This window comes from Nonomuraea sp. NPDC049646 (assembly GCF_044465525.1).
Classification (GTDB): Bacteria; Actinomycetota; Actinomycetes; order Streptosporangiales; family Streptosporangiaceae; genus Nonomuraea.
Genome location: NZ_JBITLU010000010.1, coordinates 218,386 through 235,474, shown reverse-complemented (window position 1 = coordinate 235,474; position 17,089 = coordinate 218,386). Strand labels below are relative to the sequence as shown.

At 72.4% G+C, this 17,089-nt stretch carries 18 protein-coding genes, 1 tRNA gene and 2 riboswitches; of the genes, 14 read left to right on the top strand and 5 right to left on the bottom strand.

All coding sequences use genetic code 11. The features are described from left to right. Window positions 1–8 precede the first annotated feature (8 nt). The 7 genes from ACIBQ8_RS29630 (at window position 9) to ACIBQ8_RS29600 (ending at window position 5,704) form a co-directional block, all read left to right on the top strand. Window positions 9–1,382 (top strand): M28 family peptidase, encoded by a 1,374-nt coding sequence (locus ACIBQ8_RS29630; protein ID WP_397193560.1) that lies wholly within the window; start codon window positions 9–11, stop codon window positions 1,380–1,382. Window positions 1,383–1,640: 258 nt separating this feature from the next. Next, a riboswitch (glycine riboswitch) is annotated at window positions 1,641–1,738 on the top strand. A gap of 20 nt (window positions 1,739–1,758) precedes the next feature. Beyond that, window positions 1,759–1,858: riboswitch (glycine riboswitch) on the top strand. Window positions 1,859–1,892: 34 nt separating this feature from the next. Continuing rightward, window positions 1,893–2,978: a glycine cleavage system aminomethyltransferase GcvT gene (gcvT, locus tag ACIBQ8_RS29625; RefSeq protein WP_397193483.1), complete on the top strand. Its 1,086-nt coding sequence runs from the start codon at window positions 1,893–1,895 to the stop codon at window positions 2,976–2,978. Continuing rightward, window positions 2,975–3,364, top strand: coding sequence for a glycine cleavage system protein GcvH (gene gcvH / locus ACIBQ8_RS29620; protein WP_352324995.1), 390 nt, complete (start codon window positions 2,975–2,977; stop codon window positions 3,362–3,364). Before gcvT ends, gcvH begins: the two co-directional genes overlap by 4 nt. A 59-nt stretch (window positions 3,365–3,423) precedes the next feature. Continuing rightward, the gene (locus tag ACIBQ8_RS29615) at window positions 3,424–4,800 is read left to right on the top strand and encodes an L-serine ammonia-lyase (RefSeq protein ID WP_397193482.1); all 1,377 of its coding nucleotides are present in this window, start codon (window positions 3,424–3,426) and stop codon (window positions 4,798–4,800) included. Window positions 4,801–4,849: 49 nt separating this feature from the next. After that, window positions 4,850–5,110, top strand: coding sequence for a type II toxin-antitoxin system Phd/YefM family antitoxin (locus ACIBQ8_RS29610; RefSeq protein ID WP_397169562.1), 261 nt, complete (start codon window positions 4,850–4,852; stop codon window positions 5,108–5,110). Next, a complete protein-coding gene (locus tag ACIBQ8_RS29605; RefSeq protein WP_397169563.1) occupies window positions 5,107–5,364 on the top strand; it encodes a Txe/YoeB family addiction module toxin in 258 nt (85 codons plus the stop codon). Before ACIBQ8_RS29610 ends, ACIBQ8_RS29605 begins: the two co-directional genes overlap by 4 nt. 151 nt (window positions 5,365–5,515) lie before the next feature. Continuing rightward, a complete protein-coding gene (locus ACIBQ8_RS29600; RefSeq protein WP_397193481.1) occupies window positions 5,516–5,704 on the top strand; it encodes a hypothetical protein in 189 nt (62 codons plus the stop codon). Window positions 5,705–5,747: 43 nt separating this feature from the next. Here ACIBQ8_RS29600 and ACIBQ8_RS29595 read toward each other — a convergent pair whose 3' ends face one another. Next, window positions 5,748–6,260 (bottom strand): hypothetical protein, encoded by a 513-nt coding sequence (locus tag ACIBQ8_RS29595; protein ID WP_397169565.1) that lies wholly within the window; start codon window positions 6,258–6,260, stop codon window positions 5,748–5,750. Then, window positions 6,260–6,841, bottom strand: a complete 582-nt coding sequence (locus ACIBQ8_RS29590) for a DUF6286 domain-containing protein (RefSeq protein ID WP_397169566.1) — start codon at window positions 6,839–6,841, stop codon at window positions 6,260–6,262. The genes ACIBQ8_RS29595 and ACIBQ8_RS29590 overlap by 1 nt, the downstream gene beginning before the upstream one ends. Window positions 6,842–7,026: 185 nt before the next feature. On the opposite strand from ACIBQ8_RS29590, the gene ACIBQ8_RS29585 reads away from it, so the two are divergent. Continuing rightward, the gene (locus tag ACIBQ8_RS29585; protein ID WP_397169568.1) at window positions 7,027–8,220 is read left to right on the top strand and encodes an amino acid deaminase/aldolase; all 1,194 of its coding nucleotides are present in this window, start codon (window positions 7,027–7,029) and stop codon (window positions 8,218–8,220) included. Window positions 8,221–8,245: 25 nt separating this feature from the next. Here the strand turns inward: ACIBQ8_RS29585 and ACIBQ8_RS29580 are convergent, their stop codons facing one another. Then, the gene (locus tag ACIBQ8_RS29580; RefSeq protein ID WP_189648887.1) at window positions 8,246–8,578 is read right to left on the bottom strand and encodes a DUF3618 domain-containing protein; all 333 of its coding nucleotides are present in this window, start codon (window positions 8,576–8,578) and stop codon (window positions 8,246–8,248) included. Between the two features lie 151 nt (window positions 8,579–8,729). On the opposite strand from ACIBQ8_RS29580, the gene bcp reads away from it, so the two are divergent. The 6 genes from bcp to ACIBQ8_RS29550 all read left to right on the top strand — a co-directional run bounded on the left by bcp (window position 8,730) and on the right by ACIBQ8_RS29550 (window position 14,858). Beyond that, window positions 8,730–9,203, top strand: a complete 474-nt coding sequence (gene bcp, locus ACIBQ8_RS29575; protein ID WP_397169570.1) for a thioredoxin-dependent thiol peroxidase — start codon at window positions 8,730–8,732, stop codon at window positions 9,201–9,203. 158 nt (window positions 9,204–9,361) lie between these two features. Continuing rightward, window positions 9,362–9,444 (top strand) — tRNA-Leu (locus ACIBQ8_RS29570). 243 nt (window positions 9,445–9,687) lie between these two features. Then, the gene (locus tag ACIBQ8_RS29565) at window positions 9,688–10,857 is read left to right on the top strand and encodes a sensor histidine kinase (protein ID WP_397169572.1); all 1,170 of its coding nucleotides are present in this window, start codon (window positions 9,688–9,690) and stop codon (window positions 10,855–10,857) included. Then, the gene (locus tag ACIBQ8_RS29560; RefSeq protein WP_358283557.1) at window positions 10,857–11,507 is read left to right on the top strand and encodes a response regulator transcription factor; all 651 of its coding nucleotides are present in this window, start codon (window positions 10,857–10,859) and stop codon (window positions 11,505–11,507) included. The genes ACIBQ8_RS29565 and ACIBQ8_RS29560 overlap by 1 nt, the downstream gene beginning before the upstream one ends. Before the next feature lie 107 nt (window positions 11,508–11,614). Next, window positions 11,615–12,367: an ABC transporter ATP-binding protein gene (locus ACIBQ8_RS29555; protein ID WP_397169576.1), complete on the top strand. Its 753-nt coding sequence runs from the start codon at window positions 11,615–11,617 to the stop codon at window positions 12,365–12,367. A 1-nt stretch (window position 12,368) separates the two neighbouring features. Further along, on the top strand, window positions 12,369–14,858 hold the full coding sequence (locus tag ACIBQ8_RS29550; protein WP_397193480.1) for an ABC transporter permease: 2,490 nt from the start codon (window positions 12,369–12,371) through the stop codon (window positions 14,856–14,858). Between the two features lie 217 nt (window positions 14,859–15,075). Here the strand turns inward: ACIBQ8_RS29550 and ACIBQ8_RS29545 are convergent, their stop codons facing one another. Together ACIBQ8_RS29545 and ACIBQ8_RS29540 are read right to left on the bottom strand one after the other, a co-directional pair. Beyond that, on the bottom strand, window positions 15,076–15,345 hold the full coding sequence (locus ACIBQ8_RS29545) for a hypothetical protein (protein ID WP_352350138.1): 270 nt from the start codon (window positions 15,343–15,345) through the stop codon (window positions 15,076–15,078). Further along, a complete protein-coding gene (locus ACIBQ8_RS29540; protein WP_397193479.1) occupies window positions 15,342–17,012 on the bottom strand; it encodes a toxin glutamine deamidase domain-containing protein in 1,671 nt (556 codons plus the stop codon). The genes ACIBQ8_RS29545 and ACIBQ8_RS29540 overlap by 4 nt, the downstream gene beginning before the upstream one ends. Window positions 17,013–17,089: the final 77 nt, after the last annotated feature.

Genomic DNA, 17,089 nt, shown 5'->3' with positions numbered 1-17,089 from the left:
TGAACGCCATGCTCAGGCTGGGCGCCGCGGCCACCGCCGCGCTGGCCCTGACCCTCACCACGCCGGCCGGACCGGCCGGCGCCGCCGCCGACCCCGCGCCCGACATCCCCGTCGCGAACGTGACGGCGCATCTGAGCCAGTTGCAGTCCATCGCCACGAGCAACGGCGGCAACCGCGCCTCGGGCAGGCCGGGCTTCACCGCCTCGATGAACTACATCAAGGGCAAGCTGGACGCGGCCGGCTTCACCACCCGCGTGCAGAACTTCAGCGGCGGCAGCAACCTGATCGCCGACTGGCCGGGCGGCCCTGCCAACCAGACCGTGATGCTCGGCGCCCACCTCGACAGCGTCGCGGCCGGCCCCGGGATCAACGACAACGGTTCCGGCTCGGCCGCCCTCCTGGAGAACGCCCTCACCCTCGCCGCCCGCAGGCCCACGCTCACCAAGCACGTGCGCTTCGGCTGGTGGGGCGCCGAAGAGGCGGGCATGGTCGGGTCCAGGTACTACGTGCAGAACGGCGGCGCGAGCGGCGTCGAGGTGTACCTGAACTTCGACATGATCGCCTCGACCAACGCCGGCTACTTCGTCTACGACGACGACGCGGCGATCCAGCGGACCTTCAACGACTACTTCGCCACCATCGGCCTGCAGACCGAGGGTGACAGGGAGGGCGACGGCCGCAGCGACCACGCCTCCTTCAAGAGCGCGGGCGTCCGGGTCGGCGGCCTGGCCACCGGGGCCGGGGCGGTCAAGAGCTCGGCCCAGGCCGCCAAGTGGGGCGGCTCGGCCGGGCAGGCGTTCGACCGCTGCTACCACAGCGCCTGCGACAGCTACCCGAGCGCCATCAACACCACGGCGCTCGACCGCAACTCCGACGCCATCGCGTACGCCATATGGAAGCTCGCCGTGGGCACCAGCACGCCCACGGAGAACGACTACTCGATCTCGGTGACCCCGTCGTCGGCGTCGGTCCAGGCCGGTCAGTCGGCTACCGCGGCGGTCAGTACCCAGGTCACGTCCGGCCAGGCGCAGAGCGTCGCGCTCTCCGCCGGGAACGTGCCGAGCGGGGTCACCGTCTCCTTCAGCCCGTCCACGGTTCAGGCGGGCCAGTCGTCCACCGTCACGATCGCCACCACCGGCGGCGTCGCGGCGGGGACGTACACCATAGGGATCAACGGCGACGGGGCGACGGCGGACCACTCCGCGTCCTTCACCCTGACCGTCGGAGGGGACGGCCAGGGCACCACCTGGACGGCTTACAAGTCGTACACGGCCGGAGACGTCGTCACCTACCAGGGGGTCAGCTACCGCTGCCTCCAGGCGCACACCAGCCTGCCGGGCTGGGAGCCGCCGAACGTGCCCGCCCTCTGGGCACGGGCCTGACCCTCGGGCCTGATCCTCGGGCCTGATCCCGGGTTCGATCCCCCGCGGGCCGGTCCAGGCCGGCCCGCCCCGAGCTGCCGCGTGCGAGCTGACCTGCCATGACCGGCTCGCGCGCGGCCACCAACGCGGCCGCGACCCCGCCTCTCCGGGGCCGCGGCCGCTTTTCGCTGCGTGCGGGATGCCGCGGATGCCGCGGATGGCGGGGGGCGAAGCGCGACAACACCCCCATGACGGCACTAGGCTGACGGACATCACCGGCGAAACCGTGCGGGAGAGCACCCTGACAGCCGGTCAGGGTCCCTGAAGGAGCAAGCCCTCCCCGCGAACCTCTCAAGGCAAAGGACCGCGCGGCAGCCCTGTAAGGCGTTCTTACGGGGAGGTGACCTCTGGAAAGCAGGCCCCCGGGGCCTCGCCGAAGGTGAAAGTCCGGTAAAACTCGGGCGAAGCTCTCAGGCATCCATGACAGAGGGGGAGGATGCTGGCATCCAATCCTGTCCTGAGGTGCGACAAATGTCCCGACCTACGCCGCTACGAGACGTCCACGAGGCCCTAGGCGCCACGCTGACCGACTTCGCCGGCTGGCTCATGCCGCTCCGGTACGGCAGCGAGTCCGCGGAGCACAAAGCCGTCCGCGAGGCGGCCGGGCTGTTCGACCTCTCGCACATGGGCGAGATCTTCCTGACCGGTCCGCAGGCCGGAGAGGCCCTCGACTACGCGCTGGTCGGCCACCTGTCGGCGCTCGCGCCCGGCCGGGCCAGGTACACGATGATCGTGGACGAGCGCGGCGGGGTGCTCGACGACCTGATCGTCTACCGGCTGGCGGACGAGGAGTTCATGGTGGTGGCCAACGCCTCGAACTCCGACAAAGTCGCGGATGAGCTGAAAAATCGTACTAAGTCGTATGACGCGGTGGTCGATGACCGCTCCCAGCAGTACGCCCTCATCGCGATCCAGGGCCCGAAGGCCCAGGAGATCCTGGCCACGCTCACCGACGCCGACCTCGACGGTCTCAAGTACTACGCGGGCCTGCCCGGCGTGGTCGACGGCCGCCAGGCGCTCATCGCCCGCACCGGCTACACCGGCGAGGACGGCTTCGAGCTCTTCGTCGCCAACCAGGACGCCGTGCCGCTCTGGCGCGCCCTGGAGGCGGCGGGCGAGCCGCACGGCCTGCGCGCCGCCGGTCTGTCCAGCCGCGACACCCTCAGGCTGGAGGCCGGCATGCCGCTCTACGGCAACGAGCTGAGCTCCGACCTGACCCCGTTCGACGCGGGGCTGGGCAGAGTGGTGAAATTCGACAAGCCCGGTGACTTCGTCGGCAGGGCGGCGCTGGAGGCGGTCAAGGACGACCAGCCCCGCCGCCGCCTCGTCGGCCTGGTCGCCCAGGGCCGCCGGGTGCCGCGTCACGGCTACCCGGTCACCCGCGACGGCGCCGTCGTCGGCGAGGTCACCAGCGGTGCGCCCTCCCAGACCCTGGGCAAGCCCATCGCGATGGCCTACGTGGACGCCGGGGCCGACACAGGTCTGGCCGTGGACATCCGGGGCAGCCATGAACCTATGGACCTGGTCGAGCTGCCCTTCTACAGGAGGAACAAGTGAGCAACATCCCTGACGACCTGAACTACACCAAGGAGCACGAGTGGGTGTCGGGCGTGGACGACGGCATCACCGTGACCGTCGGCATCACGGCCTTCGCCGCCGAGGCTCTTGGTGACGTCGTCTTCGTGCAGCTCCCCGAGGTCGGTTCGACCGTCGAGGCGGGTGACTCGGTCGGCGAGGTGGAGTCCACCAAGTCGGTGAGCGAGATCTACGCCCCCGTCGGCGGCGAGATCGTCGAGGTGAACTCGGCCGTGGCCGATGACCCGTCGCTGGCCAACAGCGACCCGTACGGCGACGGCTGGATGTTCCGCGTCCGCATGGAGGGCGACGCGGAGGACCTGCTGTCCGCCGAGGAGTACACGGCGCTCACCTCAGGCGAGTCCTGACACCACCGCCGGGGCCCGCGGCGGGCCCCGGCACTTCCTGAACTGAAGGGCGCCCATCAATGGCGATCAGCGTCTTCGACCTCTTCAAGATCGGCATCGGACCGTCCAGCTCCCACACGGGCGGCCCGATGGCCGCCGCGCACAAGTTCGCCCGCAGGCTGCACGACGACGGCCTGCTCCCCCGCGTGGCCCGCGTCGAGGTCATCCTGTACGGCTCGCTCGGCCTGACCGGCAAGGGCCACGGCAGCGACAAGGCGGTGCTGCTCGGCCTGTCCGGTGAGAAGCCGGAGCTGGTCGACGTCGACTCCGTCGACGCCCGCCTGGCCGAGATGCGCGCCTCGGGCACGGTCAACCTCTACGGCGAGCGCGAGATCCCCTTCGTCGTGGGCCAGGACCTCGTCTTCGAGCGCAAGATCTCCCTGCCCGAGCACCCCAACGGCATGCGCTTCACCGCCCGCGACGAGCAGGGCGAGACCGTGCGCGAGAAGGTCTACTTCTCCGTCGGCGGCGGCTTCGTCGTGGACGAGAAGGCCACCGGCGCCGACCGCATCAAGCCCGACGACACCGTCCTGCCCTACCCGTTCGCCTCGGGCGAGGAGCTGCTCAAGCACTGCTCGAACACCGGCCTGTCGATCTCCGCCCTGATGCTGGAGAACGAGAAGGCGTTCGGGCGCACCGAGGAGGAGATCCGCGCGGGCATCCTCAACCTGTGGCGGGTGATGTCGGAGTGCGTGCGGCGCGGCATCAGCAAGGAGGGCGTGCTGCCCGGCGGCCTGAAGGTCAAGCGCCGGGCCAACCAGCTCCACCGGCGGCTGCAGGCCGAGTCGGCCGAGAAGGACCCGCTGCAGGCGATGGACTGGGTGGCGCTGTTCGCCCTGGCCGTCAACGAGGAGAACGCCGCCGGCGGCCGCATCGTCACCGCCCCGACCAACGGCGCGGCGGGCATCATCCCGGCCGTGCTGACGTACTACACCAAGTTCGTCCCGAGCGCCGACGACGACGGCGTGGTGCGCTTCCTGCTCACGGCGGCCGCGATCGGCGTGCTGTTCAAGGAGAACGCCTCGATCTCCGGCGCCGAGGTCGGCTGCCAGGGCGAGGTGGGCTCGGCCTGCTCGATGGCCTCGGCCGGCCTGACCGAGGTCATGGGCGGCACCCCCGAGCAGGTGGAGAACGCCGCCGAGATCGGCATCGAGCACAACCTCGGGCTGACCTGCGACCCGATCGGCGGCCTGGTGCAGATCCCGTGCATCGAGCGCAACGCGGTGGCCTCCAACAAGGCCATCACGGCCGCCAGGATCGCCCTGCGCGGCGACGGCCGCCACTACGTGGCGCTGGACAAGGCCATCAAGACCATGCGCGACACCGGCCGCGACATGCTCGACAAGTACAAGGAGACCTCCCGCGGCGGCCTGGCCGTCAACGTCATCGAGTGCTGACCCGCCTCCGAGTGGTACCGTGAAGTTGTACCACTCGGAGGAGGCGACCATGTCCATCACCGCCAGCGAGGCTCGCCGTCGTCTGTTCCCTCTCATCGAAGAGGTCAACGACGACCGCACCGCCGTGGAGATCGTGTCCAAGAGCGGCAGCGCCTACCTGGTGGCCGCAGAGGAGTACGAAGCCCTGCAGGAGACGGCCTACCTGCTACGTTCCCCGGCCAACGCCCGCCGGCTGATCGAGTCCTGTCAGGAAGCGGTCCAAGGGCGTCATGAGCGGCACGAGCTGCTGGGCGACGAGGCTGCTCGGTGAAGGTGGCGTTCACCAGCCAGGGCTGGGAGGACTACGTCCACTGGCAGACGGCTGACCGGCAGGTGCTCAAGCGCATTGACCGGCTCGTCGAGGATGTCCTGAGCGATCCTTACGAGGGCATCGGCAAGCCCGGGCCCCTCAAGTACGCGTTGGCGGGCGCCTGGTCCCGGCGCATCACCGACGAGCATCGCCTGGTGTACCTGGTCGCACACGACGAGATCGTCGTCCTGCAGGCTCGTTACCACTACGAGTAGAGACGCGGCGGTCCGCCCGGACCCTCCGCGCAGGAGGGGCCGGGCGGGCCGGGGTTCAGGCGGACGAGCGGCAGATGACCGTGGTGGTGTGGCTGTTCACGCAGACCAGGCCGACCGCGGGGCTGAGCGCCCTGGCCAGCAGGCCGGGCAGGTGATCCCCGACGCACTGCATCTGGCCGTCTTCCCCGATCTTGCAGGGGATCAGCGGAAAGCCGTCGCCCGTCGCCGCGTGGGCGGCGGGCGCGGCGAGCGCGAGGGCGAGGGTTGCGGCGGCGAACGCGCCGATGATGCGGTGAATGACGACCTCCCGATCGGATTCGACGACGAAGGCGCCGAGTAGCGCCTTCTTCCTGTGGGCTACGAGCAGCCGGTTGGCTGAGTGGTCAGCGGCGCTCGGCCGGTTGGCGGCGGACGTGCACGCGGACGACCGCAGGCGTCTCGTCGTCGCGCACCTCGCGGCGGATGCGGCCGACGATGTCCTGGTCGAGCTTGGTCACCACCGCGCCGACGTCCGCGTCGGAGGGGCAGGTCAGGGCGACGCGCAGGCCGTTGTCGGCGACCCGTACGCCCGCCCGGCCCAGGCCGTCCACGCCCTTGAGGCCCACGCACAGCATGGCCGTGCCGGTGCCGCTGGCCGCGCCCCGGCGGCCCCAGCCCAGGCTGAGCAGCAGCCAGCGCACGGCGAGCATGGCCAGGATCAGCATGGCGAAGGCCAGCAGCCACAACGTCCAGGGGTCCGCGGCCAGCGTGCGGGCGAACTCGGCGGGCAGCACCTTGGCGTTGCGCGGCAGGTCGAACAGCAGGCCCCGGCCGCGCAGCCAGCCGTAGCCGCCCACGGCGAGCAGGGCGAGGCCGACCAGGGCCAGGCCGACGCGGTTGCCGGTGTACTGCCGCATCACACGCCCTTCCTGCGCAGCCGGACGACGACCTCGCCGGTGCCGAGCGTGCCGACGCCGGCCAGCCGGTCGCCGACCGCCGTGCCGACCTGCCGGAGCATCGCGCCCGAGCTCTCCGGCCCGGTCACGACGGTGACCTCGATGGTCCGCCGGCGCAGCCGCACCCGGGCCCGGTCCACGCCGTTCACCTTCTGGGCGGCCGCGCGCAGGGTGCGGCGCAGCCCGGCGCGGGTGATGCCGATGACGATCAGCGGGTCGGACGTCTCGACCGGGACCGTCCTGGACCGTCCCGGCACGATCGCGAGCAGCAGCATCAGCAGCCCGGCCCCGGCGGTGAGCAGCGCGGCCGAGGAGACCTGCGGCCACGTCCGCGCGCCGGCCAGCTCGACCGCCTCGTCGACCGGGACCCAGCCCAGCGGCTTGCCGAGCAGCGACGTCACCACCTCGGCGGTCGTCGCGCCGAGCACGGCCGCCGAGACGAGCGCGACGAGCGCGCCGGGCAGCGTGCGCGCCGGTCTGAGCGCCCTTCTCGCCCGGCGCAGCCCGGTGTGGTGCTGGGCGGTGATGGCTGCGGGCACCATCTGCTGAAGCGTGGTCATCACAACGACAGACGTACATGGATCCGCGGGGGCCGCGACCGCGCCCTCGCCGCCCGTTTGCCCGATCATTACGGCCGCACCAAGGAAAGTGAACCTCTCCCCCGCTCCGCCAATGAATATGAACCCCACTCATATTCATTCGCCCGATATGCCGTTACCCTGCTGACATGGATGACCGCCGGCGCTACGACCGCGCCACCGCCGCGCTCGAACCGCCCTTCGCGATCCTCGACCTGGCGGCCATGCGGGCCAACGCGGCCGACCTGGTACGCCGCGCCGCCGGCAAGCCGATCCGGGTGGCGAGCAAGTCCGTGCGCAGCCGCCCGGTCCTCGAACGCATCCTGGCCATGGACGGCTTCCGCGGCATCATGGCCTTCACCCTCCCCGAGGCCCTGTGGCTGGCCGGACAGGGCTTCACCGACATCCTGGTCGCCTACCCCACGGCCGACCGGCAGGCGCTGCGCGCCCTGGCCGCCGACCCGCGGGCCGCCGCCGAGATCGCGATCACCGTCGACTCCCGCGAGCAGCTCGACTTCGTCGACAAGGCCGTGTCGGGCGTGCATCCCAGGGCCGAGCTGCGGCTCTCCCTCGACCTGGACGCCGGCTACGTCGCCCTCGGCGGCAGGTTCAGGGCCGGCGCGCTCCGCTCCCCCGTGCGCGAGCCCCACGAGGCCGCCGACCTGGCCACGGCCATCGCCAAGCGCCCGGGGCTGCGCCTGGTGGGGCTCATGGCCTACGAGGCGCAGATCGCCGGGGTGGGCGACGCCCCGCCGGGCAACGCCGCCTTCGCCCGCGTCGTGCGGGTCATGCAGGCCCGCTCGGCCCGCGAGCTGATCCTCCGCCGCGGCCGCGTCGTGAACGCCGTGCGCCAGGTCGCCGACCTGGAGTTCGTCAACGGCGGCGGCACCGGCTCGATCGAGACGACCGTCAGGGAGAAGGCGGTCACGGAGGTCGCCGCCGGATCGGGCTTCTTCCACCCGCGGCTGTTCGACTTCTACCGGCGTTTCACCGGGCGTCCTGCGGCCCTGTTCGCGCTGCCGGTCGTCCGCCGGCCCGGCCCGGACACGGTGACGGTGCTGGGCGGCGGCTACCTCGCCTCCGGCCCTCCCGGGCCGAGCCGGCTGCCGCAGCCGTACCTGCCCGCCGGCCTGCGGTACGCGCAGGACGAGGGCGCGGGCGAGGTGCAGACCCCGCTGCTGGGCCAGGCGGCCCAGGAGCTGCGGGTCGGGGACCGGGTGTGGTTCCGGCACGCCAAGGCGGGCGAGATGTGCGAGCGCTTCGACACCCTCCACCTCGTGGACGGCGACACCCTCGCCGAGTCGGTGCCGACGTACCGGGGCGAGGGCCGGACGTTCCTGTGACGACGGCCCCGGCCCCGGCCCGCGCTCAGCGGCGGCGGCGCCTGCGCCGGAACAGCACGATCGCGGCGCCGACGACCAGCACCGCGCCGACGCCGATGAGCACCGGCGCCAGGTTGGGCTGCTCGTCCTCCCACACCCCTTCGGGCTTGTCGCCGTAGTCGACCGGGCGGGCGGTCACCCCGAGGGCGTCCCCCACGGACGCCACGAAGTGGCCCGCCCGGCTCTTGACATCGGCGACCGTACGCTCGGCGACCCGCTTGGGGCTCACCCGGTCGGCGATGGCGTCGACCGTCTGCGCCAACTCCGCGCGCGTACGCGCGATCCGCCGCTCCAACTCGTCGGGATCGGTGTCAGCCATGGCTCTCCTTTCGACCGTACGCGTGGTCGCGCCCGCTACGTTGTCCGTCGCGAGCTCCGTCCGTTCTGGTCGTGATCAGTCTGTCAGGTCGGCGCGCCGTACGGCACAGCGGCCGGGCCGGTAGGTTTGCCGGAGGAACTCAGGAGGGCCCATGACAGAGACCAAGCTCGCGCCCGGCGACGCCGCGCCCGAGTTCACGCTACCCACCGCCGACGGCGGCGCCGTCTCCCTCGACAGCCTGCGCGGCAAGAGGGTGATCCTCTATTTCTACCCCGCCGCCATGACGCCCGGCTGCACCAAGCAGGCCTGCGACTTCCGCGACAACCTCAGCCAGTTGACCGGCGAGGGTTTCGTCGTCCTCGGCGTGTCGAAGGACAAGCCGGAGAAGCTGGCCAAGTTCGTCGCCCGCGACGCCCTGACCTTCCCCTTGCTGTCGGACCCGGAGCTCGCCGTCCACCAGGCCTACGGCGCGTACGGCCCGAAGAAGCTCTACGGCAAGGAGATGATCGGCGTGATCCGCTCGACGTTCGTCATCGACGCCGACGGCAAGATCGAGCAGGCGCTCTACAACGTGAAGGCCACCGGCCACGTGGCCTCGCTCAAGAAGAAGCTCGGCCTGGCCTGACCCGGCTCGCGGGCCCCGCCGTCAGGGGCCCGCTGCCAGGGCCCGCCAGTCAGGGACCCGCTGTCAGGGACCCGCCGTCAGGGGCCTGCGGTCGTCGTGGAAGGCTGCCCGGTCACGGCCGGAGCGCTAAGCTGTTCCCAGCCCGCCTCGGCGGGATCGCGGGCGTGGCGAAATGGCATACGCGGCAGGTTTAGGTCCTGTTGGTGGAGACACTGTGGGGGTTCGAGTCCCCCCGCCCGCACACGCGGCGGCCGCGCGGGCCGCGCCGTCCGGGGGGCCGGGTCGCGCGGTGCTTCCTCTTCACCGCGCGACCCGCGTCTCGATCATGATCCGCCATCACGATCTCCCTTTACTCGCCCACGAGGGGCGCTCCCGTGTACCACCATGCCTGGTCCTCCGTAAGACCCATGTAAGACCTGGGTCGTACGCGGACTTCCCCCTCCAGGCGGACAAACCCCCGGCCTGGCTTACATATCGTGATGATGTGTTCGGCAGGGTACGGGCGTGGTCGAGGCGCCACGGCGGGCTGGTGAGCGTCCTGCGGGTCGCCCCCCTCGCCGTCTTCAGCTTGCTTCTGGCGATCCCCTACGCCTCGCTCACCCCGGCGCCGGGCAGCCGGTACCTGGGCGTGGCGGGCTACGTCGCGCTCTCGGTGCTGCTGATCGCGCCGCTGCTGTGGCGGCGCAGGCCGCTGGCGGCGTACGCGGTGATCTCGCTGGCCTCCTTCGGGCAGTGGCTGGCCCACGTCGATCCGCTGCCCGCCAACCTCGCGGTCATGGTGGCGCTGTGGACGGTCGCCTCCGAGTGCGCGTTCCGGTGGGCGCTGGCCGCCGGGCTGGTGGCCGAGCTGGGCATCTTCCTGGCGCTGGTGAACTGGTCGGTCGCCACCTTCGGCATGTTCTTCAGCGGCTCGATCTTCGTCGTCACCATCTGGCTGGCCGGCCTGTACGCCAACACCCGCCGCCGCTACCTCGAAGGGCTGGAGGAGCGCGCCGAGCGGGCCGAACGCGAACGCGACCAGCAGGCCAGGATGGCCGCGGCGGCCGAGCGGACGAGGATCGCCAGGGAGCTGCACGACGTGGTGGCGCACAATGTCAGCGTGATGGTGGTGCAGGCCGACGGCGCGGGCTTCGCCCTCGACAGCGATCCCGAGCAGGCCCGGCTGGCCGTACGGAACATCTCCAAGACCGGGCGGGCGGCCCTGGCCGAGATGCGCAGGATGGTCGGCGTGCTGCGCGAGAACGAGGACGACGGCACCGACTACACCCCGCAGCCCGGCCTGGGCCAGCTCGAAGAGCTGGTACGCGGTGCCGGCGTGCCCGCCAGCCTGCGGATCGGCGGCGTGCCCGGCGACCTTCCCGAAGGGCAGCAGCTCGCCGTCTACCGCATCGTCCAGGAGGCGCTGACGAACGCGCTCAAGCACGGCGGCCCGCACGTCCAGGCGCGGGTCGAGATCGACTACGGCGGGCCCGAGCTGGTCGTCCGGGTGACCGACGACGGCCGGGGGGCGGCCGCACCGCGCAGCCCCGACGGGCACGGCCTGATCGGCATGCGCGAACGCGTCGGCATGTACGGCGGCGCGGTCTCGGCCGGCCCGCTGACCGGCGGCGGCTTCGAGGTGCTGGCCCGCCTCCCGACGGCCAGGGCGGCGTGATGATCAGGGTGATGCTGGTCGACGACCAGGAGCTGCTGCGGGCCGGGTTCCGGATGGTGCTCGGCGCCCAGCCCGACATCGACGTGGTGGCCGAGGCCGCCGACGGCGTCACGGCCCTGGAGCTGCTGGACCGCGTCGAGGTGGACGTCGTGCTCATGGACGTCCGCATGCCGCGCATGGACGGCGTCGAGGCGACCAGGCGCATCGACGGGCCGAAGGTGCTCATCCTGACCACGTTCGACCTCGACGAGTACGCCCTGGCCGCGATCAAGGCGGGCGCGGCCGGGTTCCTGCTGAAGGACGTGCCGCCCGCCGACCTGGTCAACGCCATCAGGCAGGTGCACGCGGGCGACGCCGTGGTCTCGCCGCGCACGCTGCGCCGGATGCTGGACCGCTTCGCCGCCCAGTTGCCGGTGGAGGAGCTGCCTGCGGCGACCGAGCTGACCCCGCGCGAGCGGGAGGTGCTGCTCATGGTGGCCCGCGGCCTGTCGAACATGGAGATCGCGGGCCGCCTGGAGGTCGCCGAGGCCACGGTGAAGACGCATCTCGGCCGGGTGCTGGCCAAGCTGGGGCTGCGGGACCGGGCCCAGGTGGTCGTGTACGCGTACGAGGCGGGGCTCGTCGTGCCCTCGCATCGGCCGAAAGGCTGACGGGGGTCGTCTGAGGTCCTACACGAAGTCCCTCCTCAGGGCCCACAATTCCTGAAATTTCCACTCCTAACGTTGGTCGCGACGAGAAATTGCGACAAGGAGTGAAAGTGACCCTCACCGAGTCCTGGCGCGCGGCACCGCCCGCGGTGGTGGCCAAGGCCCTGACCAAGGTGTACGGCCAGGGCGACGCCCAGGTCCACGCCCTTCGCGGCGTGGACGTGGCCTTCGCCACCGGCGCCTTCACGGCGATCATGGGCCCTTCCGGCTCCGGGAAGTCCACGCTCATGCACTGCCTGGCCGGCCTGGACACCGCCACCTCGGGCACGGTGCACATCGGCGACGTCGAGCTGACCGGCCTGGCCGACCGGCAGCTCACGCTGCTGCGCCGGGAGCGGATCGGCTTCATCTTCCAGGCGTTCAACCTGCTGCCCACGCTGACCGCCGAGCAGAACATCAGGCTGCCCCTGGACATCGCCGCCCGGCAGGCGGACGAGGAGCTGTTCGCCCGGGTCATCGACACCGTCGGGCTGCGCGACCGGCTCGCGCACCGGCCGACCGAGCTGTCCGGCGGCCAGCAGCAGCGCGTGGCCGTGGCCAGGGCACTGATCAGCAAGCCGCAGGTGATCTTCGCCGACGAGCCCACGGGCAACCTGGACTCGCGCAGCGGCTCGGAGATCCTGTCCTTCCTGCGCACCTCGGTCCGCGAGCTCGGCCAGACCATCGTCATGGTCACCCACGACCCGGTCGCGGCGGCCTACGCCGACCGGGTGGTGTTCCTGCGCGACGGCGAGCTGGTCACCGAGATCACCTCGCCGTCGCCGCAGGCCGTCCTGGACACCCTCGTGAAGCTGGAGGGCTGAGGTGCTGAAGACGGCGCTGGCCGGGCTGCGCGCGCACACGCTCAGGCTGCTGCTCACCTCGCTGGCGATCACGCTCGGGGTGGGCTTCATCGCGGGCACGTTCGTGCTGAACGACACCATCCAGGCAGGCTTCTCCCAGCGCGTCACCGCCGACGCCGACAAGGTGGACGTGGCCGTCCTGCCCAAGGAGCGCGACGGCGTGCTGCCGGAGAAGGCCCTGGAACGGGTGCGTGCCCTGGCCGGAGTGACCGAGGCGCAGGGCCTGATCCGCGACCCCGCGCCGCTGCTCGGCAAGGACGGCAGGGCGGTCGGCAGCAGCCCGACCACGGCCTTGTCAATCGTCCCCGGCCCGCTGGACCGCGTCTCGATCGTCGCGGGCACCGGCCCGGGCACCGACGACCAGGCGGCCGTGCTGGACAAGAACACCGCGAAGTCGCAGGGCCTGCGGCTCGGCGACACGATCACCGTGCTCGACCGCAAGCAGGCCCGGCACCAGTTCCGGCTGGTCGGCCTGCTCGACCCGGGGGTGGACCAGGAGCTCTCCTTCACCGGCGCGGTCGGCTTCACCGCGGCCACCGCGCAGCGCATGACCGGCGCCAAGGGCTACCGCGAGATCGACGTCGCCGGCTCGGCCCCCGGGCTGAAGCAGGCCGTGGCCGCGGCCCTCGGCGAGGCGTACGAGGTCAAGTCCGGCGCGGAGCTGGCCGACGACCTGGCGGCCGCGGCCGGGCTGTCGATGCGCACGCTGACCATCGGCCTGCTGCTGTTCGGGGCGGTGGCGATGATGGTGGCCGCGCTGGTCATCTACAACACCTTCACCATCCTGGTCGCCCAGCGCACCCGGGAGATGGCGCTGCTGCGCTGCATCGGCGCGACCCGCGGGCAGGTGTTCGGCTCGATCGTGCTGGAATCGATCGCGGTCGGGCTGCTCGCCTCCGCGCTCGGCCTGCTGGCCGGTTACGGGCTGGCGGTGCTCGCGCTGACGCTGCTGGCCGCGTTCGACGCCCCCATGCCCACGGACGCGGCGGTCGCGCTGACGCCGGCCACCATCGGGATCGGCCTGGCCGTCGGCCTGGTGGTCACCCTGTTCGCGGCCCTGCTGCCCGCGCGGGCGGCCACCCGCGTGCCGCCGGTCGCGGCGCTGCGCGCCCAGCCGGAGGAGCAGGACTTCCGCACCGGCCTGCTGCGCTCGGTGTTCGCGGGGCTGTTCCTGCTGGGCGGCGCGGGCCTGACCGCGTTCGGCGTGGCGGGGCTGCCGGCGGGCGAGACGAGCACGCTGTTCGTCGTGATGGCCGGCGGCGCGCTGGTCTTCCTGGCCGTGCTGATCCTCGGGCCGGTGCTGGTCGGGCCGCTGAGCGCGGTGGTGGGCTGGATCCCGGCCAAGCTGTTCGGCGTGCCCGGACGCCTGGCCCTGGACAACTCGGCCCGCAACCCCCGGCGCGCCGCGACCACCACGGTCGCGCTCACCATCGGCGTCACGCTGATGACGCTGATCTCGGTGCTCAGCGCCTCCACCCGGCTGACCGTGTGGAACAAGCTCGACGAGCAGTTCCCGGTCGACTACATGCTGACCGGCCAGGTGCAGGACAGCGGCGTGCCCAGGTCGGTGGCCGAGAAGCTGCGCGGCCGGCCCGAGCTGGCCTCGGTGCTGCAGGTCCGCGAGACACCGGGCAAGGTGGGCGACCGGCGCTTCGACATCGGCACCTACCACGGGACCCTCGCCCCCGAGGTGCTGTCCGGCTCGATGGCGGGCCTGTCGGCCGGGCAGGTCGCGCTGCTCGACTACGCGGCCTCCGCCCTGGGCGTCAAGGTCGGCGACACGGTCACCGTCAGGACCGAGCTGGCCGGGTCCGTGCCGCTGAAGGTGGTCGCCGTCCTGGCCGGGACGAACTCCACCCTGCCGCCGCTCACCGTCGCCGAGCGGCCGTTCGACACCTACTACGACCGGGTGCCCGACGCCCGCGTGATGATCAACATCCGCGACGGCGTCGCGACCGACCAGGCCCGCGAGGTGGTCAGGGCCGCCATCGCGGCCCATCCCACCGTCCAGATGGCCAGCTCGACCGAGGTGCGCGGGCAGTTCGACGAGACCCTGGACATGCTGCTCATGATCGTGACCGGGCTGCTCGGGCTGGCGATCCTGATCTCGCTGCTCGGCATCGCCAACACCCTGTCGTTGTCGGTGCACGAGCGCACCAGGGAGTCGGCGCTGCTGCGGGCGCTCGGGCTGACCCGGCCGCAGCTGCGGCGGATGCTCTCGGTCGAGGCGCTGCTGCTCGGCCTGATCGGGGCGCTGGTCGGCGTGGTGCTCGGCGGCGTGTTCGGCTGGGCCGCGGTACGGGCGATGCTGCCGGGGGCGGTCTTCTCCGCGCCCATCGGGCAGATCGCGCTGTTCGTGGTGCTCTCGGGGCTGGCGGGCGTGCTGGCCGCCGTGGTGCCGGCCCGGCGGGCGGCCAGGGCGTCGATCGTCGGCTCGCTGGCTACGGGGTAATCCCTGATAAAAGCGAATAAAAGCGAAAAATCAGGATAGAGGGTGCGTGCAGGGGCTGCGCGGCCTCATGGGACAGGTGTCGTGGGGGACGCCGAGGCCGCGCGGCCACACACGTGCCGCCGGGCCGGGCACCCCCACGGGAGGTGCGGCCTGGCACGTGTCGCCAGGTCGGGCGTCCCATGGGGGCGGCGCCCGGCCCGCCGGGTGCGTCACGCGGTCAGCGCGGGGTGCGACCGGGCCATAGCTCGGCGACGGTCTCCGGATCCAGCAGCGGCCGCACCACGACCTCCCCGGACGCCTTGTCGATCACGATGCACGCCCCGCCGATCGTGTCCGGCAGGGTGGTGGGGTCGTCGGGGTCGAGCTCCCGGATCCAGGCGACGTACCCGTCGTGGAAGCCGTACAGGCCCACCGACAGCGGCTCGTCCGGCGGGCGCGTCCCGTTGACGTACTCCTCCGCCAGCGCCCTGGCCTGGTCCATGTTCATCGCGGCCGCCCCTGCCGGTCGAGGATCATGCAGAACACCCCCGTCACCGTCGCGTACGGCGGCTCGACCGACATGTGCCCGCGCTGGGCGTCGATCCAGATCACCTCGCTGCCGGAGTTGACCGCGTTCCAGACGTGCGACCCGCCGCCCGGCCAGCGCACCACGATGACCGCGCTCGCGCCGTGCCCGGCCTCCAGCAGCCGCCGGGCGATCATGGGGTAGGCGTGCCGCCCCTGGCCCGCGTACTGGAACCGCTGTCCCGTCCACCGCTCGATCCGGGCCGCGCCGCCCTTCTCGCCGGTGAGCAGCGGCCGGCCGATCCCGTCGTACTCGGGGAGCCGGGGGGCGGCGGTGGCGGGCTCGCCGTGCCAGGTGGACAGCACGGCCAGGGCGCAGTCGGCGGCGTTGGAGGCCCGGAACGGGTCGTCCGCCGGGCCGCCGCCGTTGATCAGCCGGACCCAGGTGCCACGCGGGTCGGGGAACCGGACGCCGGGCTCCAGCGCCTGCCTCAGCTCCCGTTCCACCTGCGGGTCCGGCTGTGCCAGCCCGCCGGGCAGCCCGTACGGCCGGCTGTCGGCCAGCCTCGGCGGCCGCCGCTCGCCCTCGAACCAGTCGACGGTGGCCCGGTTCCTCGCCCGGTCGATCCGGGCCTCCAGCGGATGCCGTCCGTCCGCGCCGCGGGCCCCGTCACTCTCCCCGAACTCCAGCCGCCGCATCCCGCTGACCGCCGCCCCGAAACCCCGTGTCACCGCGCCCCCGGGCCTCTCCGGCCCACCGCTCCCGCCCCCTGGGAACTCCCCCGCCTCCGGACCGGCCGCACGCAGCCCGCCCTTGTCCGGCCCGGCCGCGCGCAGGCTCCCCTTGTCCGGACTGACCGCACGCAGGCTTTCCGCCTCCGGGGCGGCTTCCCGCAGGGCGCTCCCGCCTACCACGCCTGCCTGCGGGGCGGCTCCGTTCAGGCCGATGTCGCGCGGGGCGGCCGGTGCGGGTGCGGCTCCGTGCGGATCGCGGGCCGCGTGAGCCGTCGTGCGCGACGCCTCCGCCTCCGGGAGCTCCCGGTCGCCGGGCGCGTCAGGACGTCCCTCCGCGTGGCCGGACGTGCCGACGTGCGTCTCCCCGGCGTTCGGCGCCTCTGAGCCGGCCGGCTCACCGCTCGCCGCGTCACCGTCGGAGCCGGACGGCTCGGTGGAAGGCGGCGCAGGGCCGTCCGGCACGCCCGCCGGCAAGCCGGAGCGCGCGTCCTCCCGTCCGTCCGGGAGCGTGGCGGCGAGGCGGTTGAGGGTGTTCAGGCTGAACGTCAGGCCGTACGGCGAATCGGTGCGGGCCGGGGCCGGGCGGGTGGCGAGACCGGTGAGCACGTCCAGAGCGGAGGCCACACCGGGCGCGGGGGCCGCGGCGGGCCGGGGGGACGGATGGGAGGGGGCAGGGGCCTGCGTACGGAGGCCGGGTGGCGGCGGCGGCTCCTCGTCGGGGGCGCTGGAGGCGGCGGGCGTTAAGGGGGCCGAGCCCTCACGGGAGGAGGGGACCTCGGTCGTGGCGGGCGCTTCGCCGGGGACGTCCTCGGCGGCGCGTTCGTAGTCGAGCCACCGGACCCCCTCGCCCACCACCGGGTTGTACTGCCCCTCCGGAAGGACCCCTCGGACGCTCGATTTGCGTTCGCGGACCACGTCCTGCCTCCTGTCCTGCTTGGACGACCGATCGTAGGGCCGCCGTCACGTCCGAGAGGGGGAAGTGGGGAAGATTA

What these genes read in the sequence shown, in the direction of transcription:
- ACIBQ8_RS29615 (WP_397193482.1), top strand. Translation starts at nt 3,424, where the DNA reads ATGGCGATCAGCGTCTTCGACCTCTTCAAGATCGGCATCGGACCGTCC.
- ACIBQ8_RS29595 (WP_397169565.1), bottom strand. Translation starts at nt 6,260, where the DNA reads ATGCGGCAGTACACCGGCAACCGCGTCGGCCTGGCCCTGGTCGGCCTC.
- ACIBQ8_RS29545 (WP_352350138.1), bottom strand. Translation starts at nt 15,345, where the DNA reads ATGAACATGGACCAGGCCAGGGCGCTGGCGGAGGAGTACGTCAACGGG.
- ACIBQ8_RS29610 (WP_397169562.1), top strand. Translation starts at nt 4,850, where the DNA reads ATGTCCATCACCGCCAGCGAGGCTCGCCGTCGTCTGTTCCCTCTCATC.
- ACIBQ8_RS29590 (WP_397169566.1), bottom strand. Translation starts at nt 6,841, where the DNA reads ATGGTGCCCGCAGCCATCACCGCCCAGCACCACACCGGGCTGCGCCGG.
- ACIBQ8_RS29580 (WP_189648887.1), bottom strand. Translation starts at nt 8,578, where the DNA reads ATGGCTGACACCGATCCCGACGAGTTGGAGCGGCGGATCGCGCGTACG.
- ACIBQ8_RS29630 (WP_397193560.1), top strand. Translation starts at nt 9, where the DNA reads ATGCTCAGGCTGGGCGCCGCGGCCACCGCCGCGCTGGCCCTGACCCTC.
- bcp (WP_397169570.1), top strand. Translation starts at nt 8,730, where the DNA reads ATGACAGAGACCAAGCTCGCGCCCGGCGACGCCGCGCCCGAGTTCACG.
- ACIBQ8_RS29585 (WP_397169568.1), top strand. Translation starts at nt 7,027, where the DNA reads ATGGATGACCGCCGGCGCTACGACCGCGCCACCGCCGCGCTCGAACCG.
- ACIBQ8_RS29560 (WP_358283557.1), top strand. Translation starts at nt 10,857, where the DNA reads ATGATCAGGGTGATGCTGGTCGACGACCAGGAGCTGCTGCGGGCCGGG.
- gcvT (WP_397193483.1), top strand. Translation starts at nt 1,893, where the DNA reads ATGTCCCGACCTACGCCGCTACGAGACGTCCACGAGGCCCTAGGCGCC.